Raw genomic sequence first — 23181 nt, forward strand, 5'->3', positions numbered from 1 at the left:
TTGTCATGAATCGATTAAGGACCATACTGTCTCTCCCCATTCTGCTAGGCATGTTTTCCATCGTGCATGCTTCTGCCGACGACCTGACACATTTTGTCGATACCCGTCAGGGCACCGATTCCGATTTCGGGTTGAGTCGTGGCAATACCTATCCAGCCACAGGTATGCCTTTTGGCATGCACCTCTGGTCGCCACAAACAGGGCTTAATGGCGATGGATGGAAATACCAATGGAAGGCCGATAGCTTGCGAGGTCTCTCTCAGTCGCACCAATGTAGTCCGTGGGTAGGCGATTATGCGGTCTATTCCCTGATGCCCGTTACCGGAAGGTTGCGTACGGATGAAAGGGCGCGTGCTGCTGCATTCACTCATGACAACGAAACAGCTCTTCCACATTATTACCGTGTACGTCTGAACGATGGTACCATAGCGGAGGTGGCCCCCACAACACGTGGGGCTCACTTCCGTTTTTCATATCCACGCGGTCAGCAGGCATGGCTGGTGCTCGATGGCTATCATGGTCAGTTCGACATGAAGGTCGATGCCGCCCGTCGGCAGATTGTTGGCTGGGTTAACAACCACCGTTTTGTCAACCATCCCGAGACGTTCCGTTGCTATTTCATTCTTCAGTTCGACAAGCCTTTCACCTCACAAGGAAAGTGGGCCGAAGGCGTATATGTTGGCTTTGCCCCTGGCACCAAGGTTCAGGTCAAGGCTGCTTCGTCGTATATCAGTGCAGAGCAGGCTCGCTTGACCCTTCAGACCGAGTTGGGCAGCGATCGTTCTCTGAATCAGACCCGTGAGCGCGGGCGTAAGACCTGGAATCAGCTACTTGGTCAGGTCCGTGTGCAGGGTGGCACAGAAGAACAGCTGCGCACTTTCTACTCTTGTCTGTTCCGTGCCAACCTGTTCTCGCGTAAGTTCTATGAACGTCGCTCCGACGGCACATCTTATTATTATAGTCCCTACGACGGACGTGTACACGATGGTTATATGTACACCGACAATGGCTTTTGGGACACCTTCCGTTCGCAGTTCCCCCTTACATGTTTACTTCATCCCACCCAGCAGGGCCGCTATATGGAGGCACTGCTTCAGGCTCAGCATGAGTGCGGTTGGCTTCCGTCATGGTCTTTTCCCGGAGAAACGGGCGGCATGGTGGGTAATCATGCCATCTCTCTTTTGGCCGACGCATGGGCAAAAGGCATCAGAACAGTTTCTGCTGACAGCATCTTGAAGGCCTATGCTCACGAGGCTATGAACAAAGGCCCTTGGGGTGGAGCCAACGGACGTGCAGGGTGGAAGTCGTATTTCACCCTGGGTTATGTTCCTTTTCCCGAGTCGCATGGCAGCGTCACCCAGACATTAGAATATGCTTACGACGATTTCTGTGCGTGGCAGTTGGCGCGCTCTGCGGGTTTGAAACATTGGGAACGCGTGTTCGGCCGACAGATGATGAACTATCGAAACCTGTGGGATTCTGAGACGCATTTCATGCGTGGCCGCTCTTCCGATGGTCGTTGGACAGAACCCTTCGATCCCTTGGAGTGGGGCGGTCCCTATACCGAGGGCAATGCCTGGCATTACATATGGTCTGTCTTTCACGATGTGCAGGGACTTATCAACCTTTTTGGTAGTGATCAGGCCTTTGTGGAAAAGATAGACAGTGTCTTCACGATGGAAAACACCGTGAAGCCCGGATGGTATGGTGGCATCATCCACGAGATGAAAGAGATGCAGCTTGCCGATATGGGACAGTATGCCCATGGCAATCAGCCTATCCAGCACTTGCCTTATCTCTACACCTATGCCGGTCAGCCATGGAAGACCCAGTATTGGGTACGTCAGATTATGAATCGCCTTTATAACAGTGGCCCTCAGGGTTTCCCAGGCGATGAGGACCAGGGTGGCATGTCTGCATGGTATGTGCTCAGTGCCATGGGTCTCTATGCCGTAACTCCTGGCACTGATCAGTATGTGATTGGCAGTCCGCTCTTCAATAGCATGACGCTGACCACCGAAGAAGGCCGACACTTTACGATCGAGGCACAGAACAATAGTGCCGAGAATGTGTATATCGAGTCTGCCACGTTGAATGGTCAGCCCTTTGGGCGCAACTACCTGACCTACGATGAAATCAACCGTGGCGGGACACTTGTCCTTCAGATGTCATCGGAGCCCAATCGCCAGCGTGCCATTTCCAAACAGGCAGCGCCATTCTCTCTTTCCAGAGCCAGGGCCAGCCGACGCTGACTTTTCTTTCTAAGAATAATATTAAAAAAGATTGTATGCATCAAAGACTATTTGTTATTATCCTTTTTGCAGCCCTTGGTCTGACCTCGTGGGCTGGTTCCCGTGCCCGTATGGTCAACCCGTTCATCGGTACACAGGGCGTAGGCCTTGCCTCAGGCTATCTCTTTCCTGGGGCTACCTATCCTGGTGGCATGGTGCAGTTCACCCCCACCTATTTTGCCAAGAATGCAGGTTTTGTTGTTAATCAGAATAGTGGCGGCGGTTGCGAGCATATGGGCAACTTTCCCACCTTCCCTGTGAAAGGTGCGCTCACGGCGTCTCCCGATAAGATACGTAACGCCCGTTTTCAGGTCAGCGGCGAGAAAGCCCATGCAGGCTATTACGAGGCGCATGTCAATGACGATGTCAAGGCAGCGCTCACCGTCACCGAGCGCACGGGCATGGCAGAATATGTCTTTCCCGACTCTTCCCACCTGAATACCGTCATCATCGGTGCCGGTATAGCAGCCACCCGCATCACCGAGGCCGCACTGGTTGTCACATCGCCTCACAGTGTTGAAGGCTATGCCGACGGAGGCTATTTCTGTGGTATCCGCACACCGTATAAGGTCTATATGGCTGCACAATTCGATGCCGATGCCGTTGCCATCGGTACTTGGAAGGGAGATCGGCTTCATCCTGGCGACACCTTTGCCGAAGGCGAGTTCTCGGGCGTCTATTTCACGTTCGATACCAGTAAGCAGTCTGTCGTTCATTATAAAGTGGGCATCAGCTACGTTTCCGTAGAGAATGCCAAGGAGAACCTGCGTCAGGAAAACCCCGGCTGGTGCTTTGAATCCGTCTGTCAGCAGGCAGAGGATGCTTGGGAGAAGATGCTCTCTCTCATCGAGGTGGAAGGCGGCCATGCCAGTCGCACGTCGCAGTTCTATACCCACCTGTATCGCGCCTTTATCCATCCCAGTGTGGCCAGCGATGTCAATGGCGAGTATATGGGTGCCGACTTCAAGGTGCACAAGACCAACTCCAAATACTATTCTCAGTTCAGCAACTGGGACACCTATCGCACCCAGATACAGTTGTTAGCCCTGCTTCAGCCCGACTGGGCCAGCGACATCGTCGTCTCCCACCAGTTGTTTGCCGAGCAGTCGGGAGGCTCTTTCCCGCGCTGGGTGCTGGCCAACATCGAGACCGGCATCATGCAGGGTGATCCCTCGTCCATCCTTGTCAGCAATGCGTGGGCATTCGGTGCACGCCGTTACGACCCCAAGCCGCTCTTCGACATCATGCGTCGTGGTGCCGAGGTGCCAGGTGCCAAATCCCAGCAGGAGGAGACGCGTCCCTATCTCCAGCAGTATCTGGAGAAAGGCTATTGTCCGGCCTCCATTCAGTTGGAATACACCTCTGCCGACTTTGCCATCGGTCAGTATGCCCTCCATGCTGCAGGCGACGAGTTTGCCTCGTGGCGCTATTTCCACACGGCCCGTTCATGGAAGAACCTCTATAATCCTGAAACAGGCTGGCTGCAGTCGCGCCATGAGGACGGTTCATGGAAACCGCTCAGCGAGGATTTCCGTGAGGCCACCTATCAAGACTATTTCTGGATGGTGCCTTACAACTTGAAAGGCCTTATTGACATCATTGGCGGACCAGCCAAGGCCGAACAGCGACTCGACGAATACTTCAGGCGCCTCGATGCCGGTTATGGCGACACGTGGTTTGCCTCGGGCAACGAGCCCAGTTTCCAGGTGCCTTGGGTCTATAACTGGGTTGGCTGTCCGTGGAAGACGTCGCAGGTGGTGCGCCGCACGCTCAACGAGCAATACAGCGACCGTCCCGACGGTCTGCCGGGCAATGACGACCTCGGTTCCATGGGCGCCTGGTATGTCTGGGCCTGCCTTGGCATGTATCCCATGATTCCCGGCGTGGGCGGTTTCGCACTGAACACCCCCGTCTTCCCCAAGGCCACCATCCACCTGCCTCATGGCGATGTTATCATCAAGGGTGGCTCAGAACAGAAGATATATACCACGCGCCTCACCGTCAACGGACACGAGCATCCGTCCACCTGGTTGGACCTGAAGACCATCGTTGATGGCGCCACACTTCAATATCAAACCGCTGCCAGTCCCCATCGTAAGTGGGGCACGCAGATAGCACCTCCTTCCTATGAATAAATCACTTGTTTTAGCCCTATTTGTCTTGCTCGCCCTGACGGGGTGCAAGCATTCTTCTCAACAGTCCAAGTCATGGGCACTTGGTCCCTTTAAACGTCCGGTCAATGTGGGGGCCGTCATCTCGCCCGACACCAACTCCGTCTTCTTCTGTCCCATGCGTGGCGAAGCGGTGGAGTGGGAGGGCAGCGACACCTTCAATCCTGCTGCTGCAGTGATCAACAACCGTGTGGTGCTGCTCTACAGGGCAGAAGACAACTCGGCCGTCGGCATTGGTCAGCGCACATCGCGCATCGGTTATGCCTCGTCGGCCGACGGACTGTTCTTCCAGCGTCATGGTGCCCCAGTTCTGTTCCCGTCGGCCACCGACGAGCAGGCCGCCAACGAGTGTCCTGGCGGTTGCGAGGATCCACGTGTGGTGATGACCGACGACGGACTCTATGTGATGATGTACACGCAGTGGAACCGCAAGCAGGCACGACTGGCCGTTGCCACCTCTCGCGACCTGGTCACGTGGCAGAAGCACGGACCTGCTTTCGCGAAAGCCTATGGAGGTCGTTTCAAGGACGACTTTTCCAAGTCGGCATCTGTCGTTACCCGCCTTCAGGGCGACCGTCAGGTCGTAGCCCGTATTGGTGATAAATATTGGATGTACTGGGGCGAACAGTTTGTCAATGTGGCCACGTCCGACAATCTGATAGACTGGACGCCACTACTTGATGAACAGGGTGAACTGCTGCGTGTCATGGAACCACGCAAGGGACATTTCGACAGTCAGCTCACTGAGTGCGGTCCGCCAGCCGTGCTTACCAGCCAGGGCATTGTGCTGATCTATAACGGCAAGAACCTGGAAGGCGCTGACGGCGACCCGCGCTATGTGGCTAATACCTATTGTGCGGGGCAAGCCCTTTTTAGTGGAGAGGACCCCACACGGCTGCTCGATCGGCTCGACGAACCCTTCTTTGTTCCAGAGGCCGACTACGAGCGCAGCGGACAGTATCCTGCTGGCACGGTTTTTGCAGAAGGATTAGTGTATCATAATAAGCGTTGGCTGCTTTATTATGGTTGTGCCGATTCGCGTGTCGGCGTTGCTGTGTGTAATACCAATCATAAATAATAGTAAGTATAACCAGAATGAAAAGATTATTTCTCTCGCTGCTGACGGCTCTGTCGCTCACGGCATCAGCACAAGTGTCCACGATGGTAGGCGACCGTGTGGCTGTCTTCTATCCTAAGAACTACGATGCTGCCAACCACCAACCATCACCTATCTTTGTTCACGAACTAACACCCACGGCCCTGCAATTGCCAGCCAACTGGCAACTGAAGCCCGTGTTCACCCAGGAGAACGGGCATAGCATTGCCACTATCCAGGTGGGCGATGCCGACCTTTACGGCACTGGCGAGGTCTATGGCGACCTGCGTCGCAATGGTGAGACCATCGGCATGTGGAACAAGGACAACGGTCTTTATATGACCGAGGGCGGCAAGCGCCTCTATCAGACTCACCCTTGGGTGCTGGGCGTCAGAAAAGACGGCACCGCCTTTGGCATCATTGCCGACAACACGTGGAAGTCTAAGCTGACAACAGGTCGTGAGGTGCGCTTCGACAGCGAAGGTCCTGCTTTCCGCGTCATCATCATCGAGCGTGAGACACCAGCCGAGGTACTGAAAGAACTGGGCCGGTTGAGTGGCACCATGGAGATGCCCCCACTTTGGTCTCTCGGCTTCCACCAGTGTCGTCATAGCTACGTGCCCGACACGTGGGCCATGGAGATTGCCGACACGTTCCGCGAGAAACAGATTCCCTGCGACGTGATCTGGATGGACATCATCTATATGGACGGCTTCCGCATCTTTACGTTCTCACCTGAGCAGATGCCCGACCCCAAGAAGTTCAATGACTATCTGCACAAGAAGCACTTCAAGTCGGTGTTCATGATTGACCCAGGTGTCAAGGTCGATTCCACCTATTTCGTCGATCAGCAGGGCATGGCCGGCGACTACTATGTGAAGAAGGCCAATGGCGAGAACTTCGTTGGCAAGGTATGGCCAGGCGACTGCCATTTCCCCGACTTCACCCGTCAGGATGTTCGCTCTTGGTGGAGCACGCTCTATAAGGATTTCATGGCAACAGGTATCGATGGCGTGTGGAACGATATGAACGAGCCTGCCGTCTTTGACGGTCCTGACAGTTCGATGCCTGAGGACAACCAGCATGGCATCGCTTCGCCTGCCAGCACTGTCGAGGTGGCCGGTTCTCACCTGCGCTATCACAATGTCTATGGCTACAACATGGTGCGCGCCACGCGTCAGGGCATCCTGACAGCCAATCCGCAGAAGCGTCCTTTCGTGCTGTCGCGTTCCAACTTCTTGGGTGGTCAGCGCTATGCTGCCACGTGGACGGGCGACAATGCCTCTACCTGGGAGCACATGAAGGCCAGTATCCCCATGACGCTGAACATGGGACTCACCGGTCAGGCGTTCAACGGTCCTGATATTGGTGGCTTTGCCCGCGATTGTAATGGCGAGCTCTTGGCTCACTGGACAGCCATCGGTGTCTATTTCCCCTTCGTGCGCAACCACTGCAGTCTGGAGGAGGTACAGCAAGAGCCTTGGGCCTTTGGCGAAAAGGTGGAGAAGGTGTGCCGCACGGCTATCAACCGCCGCTACCGTCTGCTGCCCTATGTTTACACGCTCTTCCGCGAGTCGAGCGAGACCGGTCTGCCAGTCATGCGCCCTGTCTTCATGAGCGACACCGAGGACCCGAGTCTGCGCAGCGAGCAGCAGGCATTCATGTTGGGCAGCGACCTGCTCATCGTGCCACGTTGGGCCGAGAACCCTGCACTGCCAAAAGGCAACTGGAAGACCTTCACCATGGAACAGGGCGACGATGGCTATCAGGCTCGTCTTTCTTTGCGCGAAGGCGCAGTGCTGCCTTTGGCCAATCTGAGCCAGAACACCGAGGAGTACAGCACCGACTCGCTGACCGTCTTGGTCAACCTCGATGCCAAAGGCGAGGCTTGCGGCCGTCTCTATGAGGATGCCGGCGAAGGTTTTGGTTACCGTCATGGCGACTATGCTGACTATGAGGTGCAGGCAAAGGCCGAAGGAAAGGTGCTCACCGTGTCGCTTGAGCAGAAGGCCGGTCGCCGCGAGCACCCCGTTCGTTGGTTGCGCATCGGTCAGCTGACAGGTGGCAAGGTCGTCTATTCTCCTTGGCAGAAAGGCACTTCGGCAACAGCTAAGCTGAAAAAATAATAAAACAGTCAAACTAGGTGAAAATCGGACCAAAGAGCCTGCTAATAGGCATTTTGGTTCGATTTTTGCTTTTTTGTGTTCGATTTTTATGTAGTGTCATGGGCTTATTGACTACCTTTGCCACCGAAAACCAATAAGCTAAAAACGGCATTCATGAATTTTAATCAACTCTACACGGAACTTTTCCCACGACTGGTGCAGATGGCATCGGCCTGGATAGCTCGTGAGGATGCTGAAGACCTGGTTCAAGATGTACTGGTGAAACTGTGGGAACGACGCGACGGCCTGTCGTTCATTGCCAATATACACACCTACGCCAGTGCTGCCGTGCGCCATAAGTGTCAGGACTATCTGAAGCATCAGGCTTATGTGCGCGAGTATCGTCACGGTCTGTGGGCCAACCTCCATCTGGCATGCGAGTTGGAGAGCCCTACACGCTATGTGGAGTATCGCGAGTTGCACGACCGGGTGGAGAAAGCTGTCAACCAGTTGCCCCACCGCAACCGACTTGTCTTCATGCTCAGTCGCTATGAGGACAAGAGCAATGCGGAGATTGCTCAGGAACTTGGCATCTCGGTCAACACCGTAGAGTGTCATATGACCAAAGCGCTGAGTCGTCTCCATTCTTATCTGAATGTTTCCTAAAATAATATATCGACATGAAAAAGAATATCCTGATCTCACTGCTGCTGTTGGCAGGCATGCCTCTGGCCATGAAGGCACAGCAGGTAGCACCCTTTAAGAAGGGCGACCGCGTTTGTTTCGTAGGTAACAGTATCACCGATGGCGGTCATTACCACTCTTACATCTGGCTTTACTACATGACGCATTTCCCCTTCGAGGAGATGTGGATGGCCAACTGTGGCGTGGGCGGCGACACCAGTCTTGAGATCCTGAACCGTCTGGATGGCGATGTGTTTGCCAAGCGGCCTAATGTCATCACCCTGACATTCGGCATGAACGACAGTGGCTATTTTGAGTATAACGGTCCCGAGCCTGAGAAGTTTGCAGCCGAGAAGCTGGCCACCTCAAAGAAATACTTCTACCAGATCGAGAAGCGACTGCAGAATCGTCCGGACACGCGTATGGTCATGATTGGCACGTCGCCCTACGACCAGACTTCTACCTTCAACGATAATGTGTTCCGCAACAAGAACAACACCATTGGCCGTATTGTGGCTTTCCAGGACTCGGCAGCTAAGGCTAACCATTGGGAGTTCGTGGATTTCTGGGCACCGATGACTAAGATCAACGAGGAGCAGCAGAAGCTGGATCCTAAGTTCACCATCTGCGGCAACGACCGCATCCATCCCGACAACGACGGTCATCTGGTCATGGCCTATCTGTTTCTGAAGGCTCAGGGCATGGCTGGCAAGAAGGTGGCCGACGTCGAGGTCAATGCCAAGAGCAAGAAGGTGATGAAGAGCGACAACTGCACCATCACCAATGTCGAAAACCGTAGTGGTGTGGTCAGCTTCGACTACCTGGCCAACTCGCTGCCCTTCCCACTTGACACCATCTCACGTGGATGGGAATACAAGCGCAAGCAGGCTGATGCGCTGAAGGTGATTCCTCAGTTTATGGACGAGATGGACAATGAGGCTTTCTGCGTGACAGGCCTGAAGGGCAACTACCAATTGCTCATCGACGGTCAGCTCATCGACACCTTCACCGCCGCACAGCTGGCTAAGGGCATCAACCTGGCCACCTATCGCCACACGCCTCAGTATCAGCAGGCGAAGACCATCATGGAACTCAACGAGAACCGTTGGGAGATAGAGCGTCAGTTCCGCGACTATGCCTGGTTGCAGTACAACTTCTTTATGAAGCGTGGCATGCTCAACCAGAACGACGAGCAGGCTGCCCGCACCTTCCGTGCCGGACAAGACGATGGCTGGGTGGCTGCCAAGCGTGGTCTCTACGACAAGATGATCCATAAGGAGGTGCGCGACATGCACCAGCGCCAGATGGACCTCATCGTGGAGCGTATCTATCAGATCAACAAGCCACAGGTGCGTAAGATTGTGCTCACCCCTGTGAAGAGATGAGAAATATGATTAATATGTAATTAAGGGTTTTGGTTCATGAACATGGTGAAAAGATTGTTTTCTCTTGTGTCCTGCCTGACTGTCGTAATGATGGTCAGTGCAGGACGCATTGATTCTAAGAAGGTGTTCAGCAAGGCCATGAACCGCGAGGTAGAGGTGACCATCGTGTCCCCTACTCAAGGCGATGGACCTTGTCCTGTGATATACCTGTTGCATGGCGCCTTCGGTCACGAACGGTCGTGGCTCGAGATACGTCCTGACTTGGTCGATGTGGCCGACCGCGAGCATGTCATCTTTGTGACACCTCGTGCCTATAACACCTGGTATTTCGACAGTCCCCGACATCCTGAGGTGCGCTACGAGACCTTCCTCTCTTCCGAACTCATCAGCTACGTCGATAGCCACTATCGCACCATCGCCACGCGGCAGGGACGTGCCATCACCGGACTCAGCATGGGTGGTCATGGTGCGCTCCACACGGCATTGCGCCATCCCGACATGTTTGGTGCTGTGGGCAGCACCAGCGGTGGCGTGGACTTCCGTCCGTTCCCTCAGAATTGGAACATCCAAGACGAGTTGGGCGAGATGGCTGCCAACAAGCAGGTGTGGGACGAGCATGTCGCCGTGAACCTCATCGACCGCATCCAGAACCATCAGCTGGCCATCATCTTCGACTGTGGCGAAAGCGACTTCTTCCTGGAGGTCAACAAAGAACTGCACCAGCGCCTGCTGGGCCGTGGCATCGACCACGACTTCATTCAGCGTCCCGGCGGTCACAACAGTGAATATTGGGCGAATGCCATCGACTATCAGATTCTGTTTTTCCAAAAGTTTTTTCATCATAACAAACGCTAACTTATGAATCGCAAACGTTTCCTGTTTATCAATGTTGCCTTGTTGGCTGTGGCAGTCTGTCTCTGTTGGTCGTGCTACAAGATCACCCTTGTTGTCCAGGCTCACAGCATTGTCAAGGGCAATGTGTTCAATGGCAAGTTGGTCATCAAGGACACCAATAATACCGCTGGCGGTATGGAACATGTCTATGGTCTCTTTGGCATTCGTGTGCCTGAGGGGTGGGAGGTCGATGGGCAAATCGTGATGACTCAGGTGGCCAAGGCTACGACCGATACGGGCGACCCTGACTATAACCAAACCATCACGCGTAGCCTGGAGACGAGTCAGGCCTATACCGACCTGCTGAACCGCTGCTATCCGCGCAATGGTTATACGTGGTTGGGATTTGTCACCTCCAGCGACTTCAAGACGTTGCTCAGCGGCAATGATGCGGCAAAACGTGTGGACAGCATCTACGTAGATTTCACTATTGCTACCTCAAGTGACAAGACGGGTGTCTATTATCTGGACTATGTGGCAGGTCATATTGCTCACGACAAGGTCAACCAGATAGGTGCCGTGGACCGCGATTGGGCCACCCGTGTGGCTACCTTCCAGGCCGACAGCATCAGCAACTTCTATCTCACCGACACCAGCATCCGTGTCACGAATACAGATGGCAGCATGGACGAGCCTGGCGATCTGGAGTGGGCCACACCTGTTGAGTGGGACTTGGAGGCTATGCCCAATGCTACTTATGCCGGTACGGCTCGCGCCTACAAGGACTTGAAGTATAATAAGTTGTTCACACGTGCCCTCGGATGGAACGGCGGCGACGGTGTGCTTACCGTGGGGCTGCCCAATGGCGATGTGCTGTGGACCTTCAACGACAGTTTTTATGGCGTTGTCAACGATCGTCTGCGTGCGCGTGGCAGTTGCAGCTTCCCGCGCAACAGCATCATGGTGCAGAAGTGTCGCGACGGCGTGCTGGGCGAGACGCCTCAGGACCTGGTGTGGCTGGCCGACTATGTCAACTGGACCGATGCTAGCGCTGACCGCTATTTCCATGCCCGTACACACCTGCGCCACCCCCAAGGCGAGAAGACCGATGCCGAGATTGCAGCCGGCGACATCGACCAGACGAAGGTCTATTGGTCGGGCGATGGCACGGTCTATAACGGAAAGCTGCAGATGATATGGGTGGGCGTGGAGTCGGCCGAACTGCTCAACCTCGACGGTTCGCTGGCCACCTATAGCCTGGATGGCAACGAGCCCGAGGGTTACTATCTGCCCACCATTCCCGACTACCTGCCTCACGAGGGCGACTACCTCTATCGCGAGAGTCACACACCCAACAAGTTTGTGGGTCCTTGCGCCTATGGTTCCACCCTGTGGGAGGACGAAGATGGTCACTGCTATCTCTATGCCGTAGAAAATATGGGCACGGTGGTGGCACGTTCGCAGACCCGCGACCTCTATAGTCCTTGGCAATACTATATCAAGGATGCCAACGGACAGTGGAACTGGCAGGACACCTATCCTACTGAGGAGGAGCGCCGTCGGTCCAACATCATGGCATCCAGCAGCTATGCCATCATGCTGCCATGGGTGTTCAAGCAGGGCGACTGGTATTTCATGACGTCGCAGGCACCTATCTTCTCACCCGATGTCTATATCTATCGTTCCAGAACGCCTTACGGTCCTTTCGACGAGCGTAAGCTGCTGTTCCGCTTGCCCGACCATCTTGACAAGCTTGGGTCGCAAGCCTATCACTGGCTCTACATGGTGAACCTGCATCCAGCCCTCTCGCGCCAAGGCGAGCTGGTGTTCTCGACCAATAGCGACCCCGATGATTTCTGGATGAACTTCAACGCCAGAGGTTCGGCCGACTACTATCGTCCGTTCTTCTATCGCGTGTTCGACTGGCAGAAGGTCTATAGCGACCTGCCCACGTCAACATCGGTCGTTGCGCCTGTCGTCACAGACAGGGTTCACGACAACTCTTATTACAATCTGCAAGGGCAGCGCATCGATCATCCTCGTCGCGGACTCTATATTAAAAACGGTAAAAAGGTCTTCATCAAGTGAAGACCTTTTTTCGTATGTTCTATGCAGAAGCTTCGTTAATAATCGTATGATTGCTGTTTTTTATAAATCAGATATCTTTTTAAGAAATAATGTATACCTTTGCAATTGAACAAAGACCATCAGACATTAATTTAAATGTGTTTTTAATAAAAAAAAACAAGAAGTACATTGGGATTATAGGAATCCAGGAGTACCTTTAAATAAAATATGCAAATCCTTCTTAGACATGGTCGATAAGTTAGAGCCTTTATGGAATACATAATCATCATGGAGCCTGATTTCGTATCGTTTGGCGGCGCTATTCACACCGAATAGTGCCGCTATTCTTTTGGTTTGGCGCTGCTATTGACTCGCAAGAGTCAGGATGTTCGGATGAATCAGTATAATAATAACTATTAATTTTTGCACGGAAATCAAAGAATTATTTGGTATTCTGTGCAAGATTTTGTAGATTTGTAGCGAATAGTATCCAAAACATAAGTTGAATGAAATAAAGAAAATAGTAGAAAAATATGCAGACAGATTTAAGGAACAATTCAAGCAGCACATCGGCAAGCGTATTGATGATTAATGCGCAAGGCATTATGCTTTCTGTGCTTGGTAATGATTATTTCCTATCCTATAATCGTATACCTTGGATGAAAGATGCCCCAATCCGTAGCGTGCTGAATGTGCAGATGTCTGGTTCGGAAGCTATAGAATGGCCTGACCTTGACGTAGATCTTGAAATAGATAGTTTGCGTCATCCGGAGCGCTATCCGCTCGTTATCAAAAGAAATCCACTAGACTTTGTAAAAGTGTAATGAGAAAAAGAAGTGTAATTATTATCAATATCTCTTTGCAGATCCCAAAGCTTTGTCAATGACTAAGAAAAATGAATAAGGATCATCTTTTAGTTTATCCTTATGGATGGTTCTGATATAATTCTTGATGATAGAGTAGTTATCGAACTCATCACAAAGTGTAGCTCTGCGTTTTTCGGTTAGTTTCTTCCCCTTTCTAAATAATGCCTTAGCATACTGCATATCGGGTGTCTTATATAAGTAGACATCCCCTAAGAACAAGTCCCATGCATCATAGATAGTGATATTCTTGCTCTGATAAAGCACATAACACATACTGGGATAACCGTATTCCATAGGAGTTTCGTTACCATAATAATAATGTACTGGAACAGCGTGGCTAACCAACACCTCATCTGGTTCAGTATCAAACCATATATACATACTGTCTATGTCTGTAGTTGCATGTGTCCTGCTTTTGCTGAATAAACCATCCAGATTATTTAACACAACTGTTTCATCATAAACACATACGGTATTATGCCCATTCCTGATATATCCACTATCGGTAGTTCCATCTTTCAACCAAACCTTTGCATGCCAGAAGTTCTTTATTATTTTCTCCTTTTGTGCAAATGTACCAACAGGCATCATGACAGCGAGCACAAAGACTATCAACCTTAACTGTTTGAATTTTGCTTTTTTATATGCGTCTTCAAATACTTTTATTTGTTTCATCTATAATCCGAATTTGATTTGTGCGCAAATGTACTAATATTATTTCGATAAGTAAAATGTTTGCTTGGAAAAATAGAAAAAAAAGAGTAGTATAATCGTTCTCGTAATTCTGGTTCCTAAAATAGCAATAGCCTACCGACAATGATAGGCTATCGCAAATCCAGTTAGTAGATCATCGGGACAGGTCTTTGATTTTTTATAATAAACGCCTCTTCTCTCCGTTATGTAGGAAATATTAAAGATAAATCACCATGCCGAGGAAAGAACGAAAGCATAGCGAAACGGGTATCTATCATGTAATGATACGTGGTATAAATCGTCAAGATATCTTTGACGAAGATGCTGATTATTGGACTTTGATAAGAACGCTGTCCTCAATTCAGAGAAGTGAAGTACGAAATTATCCGTTATATTATGCAAGAAATCCGCATTGGTCCTCGACAAATGTCACGCGTTAGCGGACTGACATACTCTGTTATATATAAGTTGACAAAACAATAAATATATGGAAATAAATTTGAAAAAATTAAAGACCTGTCTCTCAGATCTTTGATTCAAACATATGAAATGGTAAAAATGTTGGCGATGAAAAAAAAACTTATAGTATATTTAATAATATTGCTAAACCTCTTATCTTGTGATGCTTCATACCCTCTTCTTGTTGAAGGCAGGTCAAAGTATAATTTATCAGAAGATTGTGGTGTTGTTGATATATATGGTACTTCAGCTTTAAGCGATTGGGTTGAAATGGATATAGACGGGAACTTCGTGGTTTTTCCAGATTCTTTAAGGTTGTCACATTCTTATAGTTCTGATTCGGACTTAAAAATGTATTTTTATCTTAATGACAATCTGATAGACAAGAATCATTCCTTTTCTGTTTGCGGTAGGGAACAGTTGAAAATTAGAATCTCTGCCAAGATGCCTTTGCATTGGGGTAATGTGGGAGTAATAAAACTTTTCCCGTCCAATTTTATCCTGTGTGGTGATAAGCCTGTCATTTCAGATACGATAAGTATTGTTCGCAAGTCAAGAAGATAATTATGAAAAGAACAAAGAAAATAGTAGGACTATCATTGTTTGTATTAATGATTTTAAGTACATCAGTCTCTTGTGTTATGGATAGAGTATCATTATTCTATATAAAGAACTGCACAAAAGACTCATTGCTAATAAACTTGTCCAAGTCAGACACTCTTGAAGATTGGGATTTTTGGGGTATGCAAGATGCATATGTTATGCCACGAAGCGATACTAGGGGAAAAGATGGTGCATTTACGAGAGCTATTATTGGCAGTTTAGCACCACCAGACTTCATGATATCTGTTGATCCATATATATGTCAACAGTATGATACATGCTACATTTATACTATTAAGTGGAGTGTTGCCAAGAACTATCCTATGGATGTAATTCGCAAGAAGAAGCTCTATGACAGACGGATTGTAACCAAAAAGGACTTTCATGATCACTTATTGGAGTATAGATATGCGTGCCCTACTAGTGTGTCACGGGACAGGTGACAAAATGAACCCCGAAAGTATTTTATATCACTTTCGGGGTTTAATTTATATTTACTCACCGTAAACGCGAGTGGTGTGCTTGATGAACAAGCCGCCCAGAACCATCTGGTCAACATACTCCACCTGAGACACTTTCTTGATGCCACCATTCTCGGCAGCCTTCTGAATGTTGTTCTGCTTGCCCTTCGAGCTCCAAAGGCCAAGGATGTAAGAAGACTGTGCTTCACCAACTTTCTGTCCAATCGGAGCCTTCTCAGTCAGAGCTGCACCACTGTTGATTGTTGCGCAACTGCCCAATGTGAGCGCTGCGAAAGCTGCACAAGCAGCAAGAGTCATCATTTTTTTCATATGCTTTGTAGTTAATAAGTTAATAAAATAGGTATTAAGTTAGAGCTAACTTTTTGTTATAATTACGATTGCAAAGATAATAAAAGTTATACATATAACGAAACAAATACACAATTCTTTTTTCCAAATAGCATTGCTTTTTTGTCCAGAAAGTTATGCTTTTACATCCTAAAAGCATAACTTTCGCCCCTCAATAGTATAGCTTTTGCTTCCCATCCAGCCCCTGGATGAGATGTTCCTAGCCCCTAGAAGGACCACTTCTAGCCCATAGAAGCAGCCCATCCAGAGGCTAGAAGTGACCATTCTAGGGGCTAGAACAGAAACAATTGTTTTGATTCTAGACTTTAAAAGTGGCGTTTTTAGACTTTAGAACTAGTGCTTTTAGACTTTAAAATGAACGTTTCTAGAGTCTAGAAATGACCCACAACCCCCTCCCGACCTCCCCACAACCCCCTCCCAACCTCCCCAATGGGGAGGGGAAGAGACCCACTCCCGACCCCTCCCTGAATGGAGGGGAGTAAATAGAAAAGTATGTTCGTAAAAAAAAGTATGTTCGTATGTTCTTTCAGTCGCTTCGCTTTCTTGCCTTGCAAGCGTCACCCTTCGGGATGCCGAGCGGTGAAAGCGGCAGAGCCGAGCGATTATGTCTTTTTAAAAAAAGTATGTTCGTATGTTATTATGTCTTTAAAAAAGGTTATTATGTCTTTCTCCTCTGTTAGTATGTCTGATTTTCGAAAATTCTGTGTATCTTTGCGGCATGAAACTAAAACAACTATTACTAGTATCTCTTCTTTGCTTTGTCTGCTTGCCTATGCCGATGGCAGGCAAACAGAAACGCATACTCACCGAGAAAGATATGGGGGCCTATCTCTTCACCTATTTCACAGACCCCACCCACTCGCTGTTCATGGCCATCAGCTATGACGGCTACAACTTCACACCTGTGAACAATGGCGAACCTATCATTGCCGGCGATAGCATTGCCGAGCAGCATGGCATACGTGATCCGCATATCTACCGGGCACCCAACGGCAAGTTCTATATTGCCATGACCGACCTCCATGTGTTTGGCAAGCAGAAAGGACTGCGCACCACACAGTGGGAACGCCCCGACAGGTATGGCTGGGGCAACAACCGCGGACTGGTGCTGATGGCCAGTGACGACCTGATTCACTGGACGCACCATGTGGCGCGCATTGATAAGCTCTTTCCAGAAAAGTTTGGAGAGATAGGCTGTGCCTGGGCACCGCAGACCATCTGGGACCCCACGGTGGGCAAGCCCATGGTCTATTTCACCATCCGCGAGAAGGCCGGCGAGCGCACCAAGCTGTACTATAGCTATGCCGATGAGGCTTTCACCACGCTGGAGACCGAGCCCCAGCTGCTCTTTGAATACCCCGACGAGCAGACACAGGTGCTCGATGCCGACATCTGCCCGATGCCCGACGGCCGCTACTTCATGACCTACGTGTCGCAAGAGAACCCTGGCGGCATCAAGTATATGACGAGTGACCGCATCAACCACTTCGACGATTACCATGCCGAGCAGATAGACGGCGAGAACAGTGGTTGCGAGGCTCCCAATGTGTGGAAGCGCATCGGCGAGAAGAAATGGGTGGTGATGTACGACATCTATAGTGTGAACCCTCATAACTTCGGCTTCGTGGAGACGTCAGACTTCAAGACCTTCAAGCCGCTGGGCCGATTCAACGAGGGCGTGATGAAGATAAAGGGGGTGAAGTCGCCGAAACATGGGTCGGTGATTCACATCACCAAGGCAGAGGCCAAGCGACTGGAACAGTATTGGAACCAGCAACAACAGAAGCCGCGCACCCTTGCCAATGGCGCACTGTGGCGCGACGAGAGTGGCCGTCATATCAATGCCCACGGTGGCGGCGTCATGAAGTATGGCGATACGTATTATTGGTTTGGCGAACATAAGGACGACCATACCAGCAGTGCCATGGTGGGGGTGATGTGCTACGCCTCGAAAGACCTGGTGAACTGGCGCAACTGTGGTGTGGCGCTGAGTGTCAGCGATGAGCGCGGCCACGACATAGAACGCGGCTGCATATTGGAGCGCCCGAAGGTAATATATAATAAGGTGACGGGCAAGTTCTGCATGTGGTTCCACCTGGAACTGAAAGGACAGGGCTACGCTGCCGCTCGCTATGGCGTGGCAGTGGCTGATCGCCCCGAAGGACCCTATAAGTTCTTGTATTCGCAAAGGGCCAATGCGGGCACGTGGCCCGTGGAAATGCAGAATGCACAGAGTCAGGCGCTATTAGACACACTCAACGTGGCCCATTTTGAGAAGTGGTGGACGCCAGCATGGTACGAAGCCCTGCGAAACGGACTCTTCGTGAAGCGCGACTTCGCCACAGGCCAGATGGCGCGCGACATGACGCTCTATGTGGATGACGACGGCAAGGCCTACCATATTTTCTCGTCGGAAGACAACATGACACTGCACGTGGCTGAGCTGACGGCCGACTACCTGCATCACACCGGTCGTTACACCCGTGTGGCAGCAGGCGGACAGAACGAGGCACCGGCCATCTTCAAGCACGACGGCACCTACTGGATGATTACCTCGGGTTGCACCGGTTGGGACCCCAACGAGGCCCGCATGTTCTCGGCACCCAGCATCTGGGGCCCATGGACGCAGCACCCCAATCCCTGTCGCGGACCCAAGGCCGAGAAGACCTTCGGCGGACAGAGCACTTACGTGTTGACGCTCGACGACGGTCATCATATCTTCATGGCCGACATCTGGCGCCCGCGCCATCCCCGCGATGCCCGCTACGTCTGGATTCCCATCGACTTTGAGAATGGCAAGCCAGTTGTGCGCTGGTGCGATGAGGTTTCGTTCTGATAAAAAAGTCAGCAAACAGACAGCTTGGGCTACGGCATTTTGACCGTGGCCCAATTTTTTTTGCTTTCCACCTATAGGTTTTTCGAGAAGCTGCGTCACTATAGGTAGAATCTCTTTTATTATTATTCAATAACCAATACACTATTCTTATGAATCTAAAAACTTTTACGCTTTCCTTGCTTGTAATGGCAACGCCAGCCATTGCTTCAGCTGCTGACTATTATGTTAGTCCTGCAGGTGCTGGTGAAAAGAACGGTACCAGTGCAGAGAATGCATGGGGTATTGACGAACTGCTGGAACAGTTCAACAGTGCGAACGCAGCCAACTTTCAAAATGGTGATAATGTGTACTTCGCTGCTGGCAAATATGTGCCCACAGCTACACTCTATGTGAAGATGGGCATCAACCTGATTGGCGCCGAGGGTGCTGAGCGCACCGTGTTCAATGGCGATGCCAATGGCGATGGAGAAATAAACGAGGGTGACCGCGACCGCGTGTTCCAGATAAACACCGCCGTTGGTGTGGGAACAACGGAGAAATGTGTCACCATTACAAATATCGACTTCGAAGGTCTGTATATTGCCCAGGGCGGTAACGACACGAAAGGCGCTATCTATCTGGATAACTGTGGTGCCGAGGTGACCGTCAGCAAGTGTAACTTCAAGGACCTTGTCAATACGGGTCAGGGTGCCAACGCCTTCTTTTCAAAACGTTCTACGCTGAAGGTCGTTGACTGTACCTTTACGGGCAATAAAGCTGCCAACCGTGGTGTGGTGGCTCGCCTGCAGGGTGACATTAAGAAAGGATGGACCACCTTTGAGCGCTGTCTGTTTGCCGACAACGAGGCAACGGGTGCTGCCGGTGATCCTTGCGGTATCGTGATGATGCAGCATGGTCAGCAGATGAACTTTGTGAACTGCAGCTTTATTAATAATAAGGTGAATGGTAAGGGCTCTTGCATCTGGGACGCTACTGCTCCCGATGGTAACTACAGTCGCATCCTGAATGTGGTGTCTTGCACCTTTGCCGACAACAGTTCGGCTGCTGAGGCTGAGGCCGACCAGATGGAAATCCTTCTGAACGCCACATCAAAAGCTAATATCCTTAACTCCATCGTGCTGGGTGGCATCACCGCAGGCGACGGCATCGCTTTGCAGGGTAACATCACCGACAAGACACGTGAGGAGGTGTTTGGTGACAATGTCTTGACCGATGGTGTGCTGGCTCCTATTGCCAAGAACGAGACCATGGAGGGTTTCGCCGCTGTAGTCGAGGCGCTCGATCCTGCTATCAACCCTGCTGCAGATATCACTCTGGACCAGACAGGTGCCGTTCGTGAAAACAATGTCATTGGTGCCTATGATTTTGCCCCATCAGCAATTGATGATAATCCTGATGATGGCGGTGATGATACCAATGCTATCAAGACCGTTGGTGCACAGAACCAACAGAAGGTGGCATACAACCTGAACGGTCAGCGTGTGACCTCAGGCAAGAAGGGTATCATCATCCTTAATGGTAAGAAAGTAGTTAGTAGTTTATAATAGTTAGTAGTTAGTTTTTTCATGGTAAGTTTTAGGATGACGTTACTTGTGCTGCTGTTCCTTGTTCTAAGGACGGCAGCGGCACAAGACGTCGTAAAAGTGTTAGCTATTGGAAATAGCTTTTCGCAGGATGCTGTAGAACAGTATCTGCATGAAATTGCTGAGGCTGACGGTAAACAGCTGATTATCGGCAATATGTACATTGGTGGCTGTTCACTGGAACGTCACTATAACAATATGGTGAATAACACGGCCGACTATGCCTATCGCAAGATAGGACTTGACGGCGTGAAGGTTGAGACGGGAAGCATGACCATTGAAAAGGCACTGGCCGATGAAACCTGGGACTATGTGAGTCTGCAACAGGTGAGTGGCATGTCGGGACAGTATGACACCTACGAGCCTTATCTCACGGAACTGATTAAGTATGTTAAGGAGAAGTTGCCTAAGGTCAAGCTGATTCTGCATCAGACCTGGGCCTATGCGCAGAACTCCACGCACAGCGACTTCGCCAAATACGACAAAGACCAGCAGGAGATGTATGAGGCCATCATTGATGCCACAACCAATGCTTTCAAAGAGCACGGGATGGATCTGCTCATTCCTTGCGGTACTGCCATACAGAATGCCCGTACAACCTTCATTGGTGACAACATGACCCGCGACGGCTATCATCTGAATGTGATTCATGGTCGTTATACGGCTGCCTGTACTTGGTATGAGGCTATCTTCGGTCAGAGTGTGGTGGGCAATAAATATACGCCTACTGGTCTTTCGGCCTCGTTTAAGGAGGCAGCACAGGCATCAGCTCATGCTGCTGTGCAGAACCCTTATGCCGTAACGGACCTGAGCTATATTCAGAACCGGGCAGGCAATACCCACTACTTCGTTTGTCCTGATGGCAGGGGTAGTGGTGATGGTAGCAGTTGGAACAATGCCATGTCGCTGAGCACGCTGAGTGCCAACATCAATAGCTACGAGAGTGGTAACACGTTTCATTTTGCCGGTGGTGTGTATAAGCCGACTGCTCAATTGCAGACCACGAATGGCTACACCTTTATAGGAGGCTATGCACTTAACCTGACAGGTACCGTCACAACGATTCCCACATACCCGTCGGCAACGCCTACGGTGTTCTCTGGCGACAGGAACGGCAATGACACGGCAGACAGTGGCGATTTGTCCGTCATTATGTTCTTTAATACGCAGACTGCCGATGGCGAGACTATCAAGGCAGTCAACATTACAGGCATCGACTTTACTTGCGCTTTCGACAACACAGACAGTGAGCATCATGGTGCTTTGCTGTTGCGTGACTGTGGCTATGCAAAGGTTGAGGACTGTCGGTTCTACGGCAATAAGTGTACGGGAAAATTGGGAGGTATGGCTATTACCTCGCAATATAGTCGTTTGATAGCCGAGCATTGCCAGTTCTATAATAATATCTGTAAGGCGCGTGGTGCAGCCTTGCGCTTCTCTTCCAATAGCAATGCGAAAGGAACATCGGTACTGAACCGTTGTGCTATCTATAATAACACGGTGACGGAAGGAATAGGCTCTGCTGTGCTGGTTCAGCATGGTAAGGCGCTATATATCGTCAACTCGACCATCGCTAATAACGTATCGACCTCAACAGCTTCGGGTGCAGTCTATACGAATGGTAAGGGTAGTTTCGAAAACAAACTCTATATAGTTGGTTCTACACTGGCAGGCAATACTGGCGGTTCACAGGTAGAGATGGCAGACAAGGCTCAGCTTTATCTCGCAAACTCAATTGTTGTTGGCGATGCAACGAACGCCCCTTATAACTTCAAGGGTACGGTCACCACTTTCGTTTCGGGTGGCTATAATGTGTGTGGGGCTGATGCCAAGCTGACTGCATGGAACAATACCGACAGCTACGTGGGAAATACCTATAGCACTGTTTTTGGCACCAACCAGCTGAATCAGTTGCAGGTCATAGTTCCTCAGGCTGCAAGCAGTATGTATAGCAGTCAGGATGCTGGTGACAGGGTATCAACATGGAACATCCTCAGCGATATCACTGTTGACCAGATTGGTGCCCAGCGCACGGATGGTACATTACCGGGCGCCTACAGTGGCGGAGTGGTTCCCGCATGGCAAACAACCACATCGTTTGAGGTGGATGATACTGAGGGATGCCGTAACCCCATGCAGGGTTGGGTCATCTATGCTGGTCTGGGTGATGGTCTTTCAGATAACTTCTGGTCACAGTACGACAACTTCACTTCTTCAGAAGGACAGGTGAACGTCAGTGATTATGCTACCACACTATTCATTCGTGCCGCATGGAGCTATTTCAATCCGGAAGAGAATGTCTATGCCTGGCAGAGCACTTGTAACACAAAACCTGCCCAACGACTGAGAATGCTAGTGAACGGAGCCCAACAGCGCAACCTGAAGCTGGCTTTTTCGTTTATTACAGATAGTCGCGACAAGCACGACACGTTCACACCGCAGTATGTGCGCGATGCCGGTGCCCAGGGCTTTACCACCACGACAGGAAGCACGCAGGTGTGGTCACCTTATCCCGATGATCCTGTCTTCCAGGCGAAATACGCACAGTTCCTCACTGCTTTCGCTCAGGAATATAACGACCCAGAGCGCGTACAGTTTATCAGTGGAACAGGTCTTGGAAAGTGGGGTGAGGGTCACTCGGTGAGATACTCTACCGGCAACATGACACCACGTGAGAG

15 protein-coding genes and 1 pseudogene are annotated in these 23181 nt (G+C 50.7%); 14 read left to right on the forward strand and 2 right to left on the reverse strand.

Features of this window, described 5'->3' with window-relative positions; all coding sequences use genetic code 11:
• Positions 1 to 5: 5 nt before the first annotated feature.
• The 9 genes from L6472_RS00160 (at position 6) to L6472_RS00200 (ending at position 13457) form a co-directional block, all read left to right on the forward strand.
• On the forward strand, positions 6 to 2252 hold the full coding sequence (locus tag L6472_RS00160; RefSeq protein ID WP_237806082.1) for a GH92 family glycosyl hydrolase: 2247 nt from the start codon (positions 6 to 8) through the stop codon (positions 2250 to 2252).
• 20 nt (positions 2253 to 2272) lie between these two features.
• Positions 2273 to 4426: a GH92 family glycosyl hydrolase gene (locus L6472_RS00165; RefSeq protein ID WP_370640897.1), complete on the forward strand. Its 2154-nt coding sequence runs from the start codon at positions 2273 to 2275 to the stop codon at positions 4424 to 4426.
• Positions 4419 to 5540: a glycoside hydrolase family 130 protein gene (locus L6472_RS00170; protein ID WP_237806084.1), complete on the forward strand. Its 1122-nt coding sequence runs from the start codon at positions 4419 to 4421 to the stop codon at positions 5538 to 5540. Before L6472_RS00165 ends, L6472_RS00170 begins: the two co-directional genes overlap by 8 nt.
• Positions 5541 to 5557: 17 nt before the next feature.
• Positions 5558 to 7684 carry a TIM-barrel domain-containing protein gene (locus tag L6472_RS00175; protein ID WP_237806087.1) on the forward strand — a complete coding sequence of 709 codons (2127 nt, stop codon included), beginning with the start codon at positions 5558 to 5560 and terminating at the stop codon, positions 7682 to 7684.
• Positions 7685 to 7837: 153 nt separating this feature from the next.
• Positions 7838 to 8329, forward strand: a complete 492-nt coding sequence (locus L6472_RS00180; protein ID WP_237806089.1) for an RNA polymerase sigma-70 factor — start codon at positions 7838 to 7840, stop codon at positions 8327 to 8329.
• Positions 8330 to 8343: 14 nt separating this feature from the next.
• Entirely contained in the window at positions 8344 to 9732 is a 1389-nt protein-coding gene (locus L6472_RS00185) for an SGNH/GDSL hydrolase family protein (RefSeq protein WP_237806091.1), read from the forward strand.
• Between the two features lie 42 nt (positions 9733 to 9774).
• The gene (locus tag L6472_RS00190) at positions 9775 to 10587 is read left to right on the forward strand and encodes an alpha/beta hydrolase family protein (RefSeq protein ID WP_237806093.1); all 813 of its coding nucleotides are present in this window, start codon (positions 9775 to 9777) and stop codon (positions 10585 to 10587) included.
• A gap of 3 nt (positions 10588 to 10590) precedes the next feature.
• Entirely contained in the window at positions 10591 to 12654 is a 2064-nt protein-coding gene (locus L6472_RS00195) for a DUF5005 domain-containing protein (protein ID WP_237806095.1), read from the forward strand.
• A 563-nt stretch (positions 12655 to 13217) separates the two neighbouring features.
• Positions 13218 to 13457 carry a DUF2442 domain-containing protein gene (locus tag L6472_RS00200; RefSeq protein ID WP_237807942.1) on the forward strand — a complete coding sequence of 80 codons (240 nt, stop codon included), beginning with the start codon at positions 13218 to 13220 and terminating at the stop codon, positions 13455 to 13457.
• Positions 13458 to 13481: 24 nt separating this feature from the next.
• Here L6472_RS00200 and L6472_RS00205 read toward each other — a convergent pair whose 3' ends face one another.
• Positions 13482 to 14174, reverse strand: coding sequence for a hypothetical protein (locus tag L6472_RS00205; protein ID WP_027450811.1), 693 nt, complete (start codon positions 14172 to 14174; stop codon positions 13482 to 13484).
• A gap of 585 nt (positions 14175 to 14759) precedes the next feature.
• On the opposite strand from L6472_RS00205, the gene L6472_RS00210 reads away from it, so the two are divergent.
• Together L6472_RS00210 and L6472_RS00215 are read left to right on the forward strand one after the other, a co-directional pair.
• Positions 14760 to 15215 carry a hypothetical protein gene (locus L6472_RS00210; protein WP_237806097.1) on the forward strand — a complete coding sequence of 152 codons (456 nt, stop codon included), beginning with the start codon at positions 14760 to 14762 and terminating at the stop codon, positions 15213 to 15215.
• A 2-nt stretch (positions 15216 to 15217) separates the two neighbouring features.
• Positions 15218 to 15697 (forward strand): hypothetical protein, encoded by a 480-nt coding sequence (locus L6472_RS00215; RefSeq protein ID WP_237806099.1) that lies wholly within the window; start codon positions 15218 to 15220, stop codon positions 15695 to 15697.
• A gap of 51 nt (positions 15698 to 15748) precedes the next feature.
• Here L6472_RS00215 and L6472_RS00220 read toward each other — a convergent pair whose 3' ends face one another.
• Positions 15749 to 16045: a TRL-like family protein gene (locus L6472_RS00220; RefSeq protein WP_237806101.1), complete on the reverse strand. Its 297-nt coding sequence runs from the start codon at positions 16043 to 16045 to the stop codon at positions 15749 to 15751.
• Between the two features lie 1792 nt (positions 16046 to 17837).
• Between L6472_RS00220 and L6472_RS00225 the strand changes: the two genes are divergently transcribed.
• The 3 genes and pseudogenes from L6472_RS00225 to L6472_RS00235 all read left to right on the forward strand — a co-directional run.
• Complete coding sequence (locus L6472_RS00225; RefSeq protein ID WP_237807943.1) at positions 17838 to 18920, forward strand: glycoside hydrolase family 43 protein; 1083 nt, start codon at positions 17838 to 17840, stop codon at positions 18918 to 18920.
• A 149-nt stretch (positions 18921 to 19069) separates the two neighbouring features.
• On the forward strand, positions 19070 to 20464 hold the full coding sequence (locus L6472_RS00230; protein WP_237806103.1) for a right-handed parallel beta-helix repeat-containing protein: 1395 nt from the start codon (positions 19070 to 19072) through the stop codon (positions 20462 to 20464).
• 21 nt (positions 20465 to 20485) lie between these two features.
• Positions 20486 to 21316, forward strand: a pseudogene (locus L6472_RS00235) (DUF4886 domain-containing protein); the annotation flags it as partial.
• Between the last annotated feature and the right edge of the window lie 1865 nt (positions 21317 to 23181).

Origin of the sequence: Prevotella sp. E13-17, assembly GCF_022024035.1 — a bacterium.
Lineage (GTDB): Bacteria > Bacteroidota > Bacteroidia > Bacteroidales > Bacteroidaceae > Prevotella.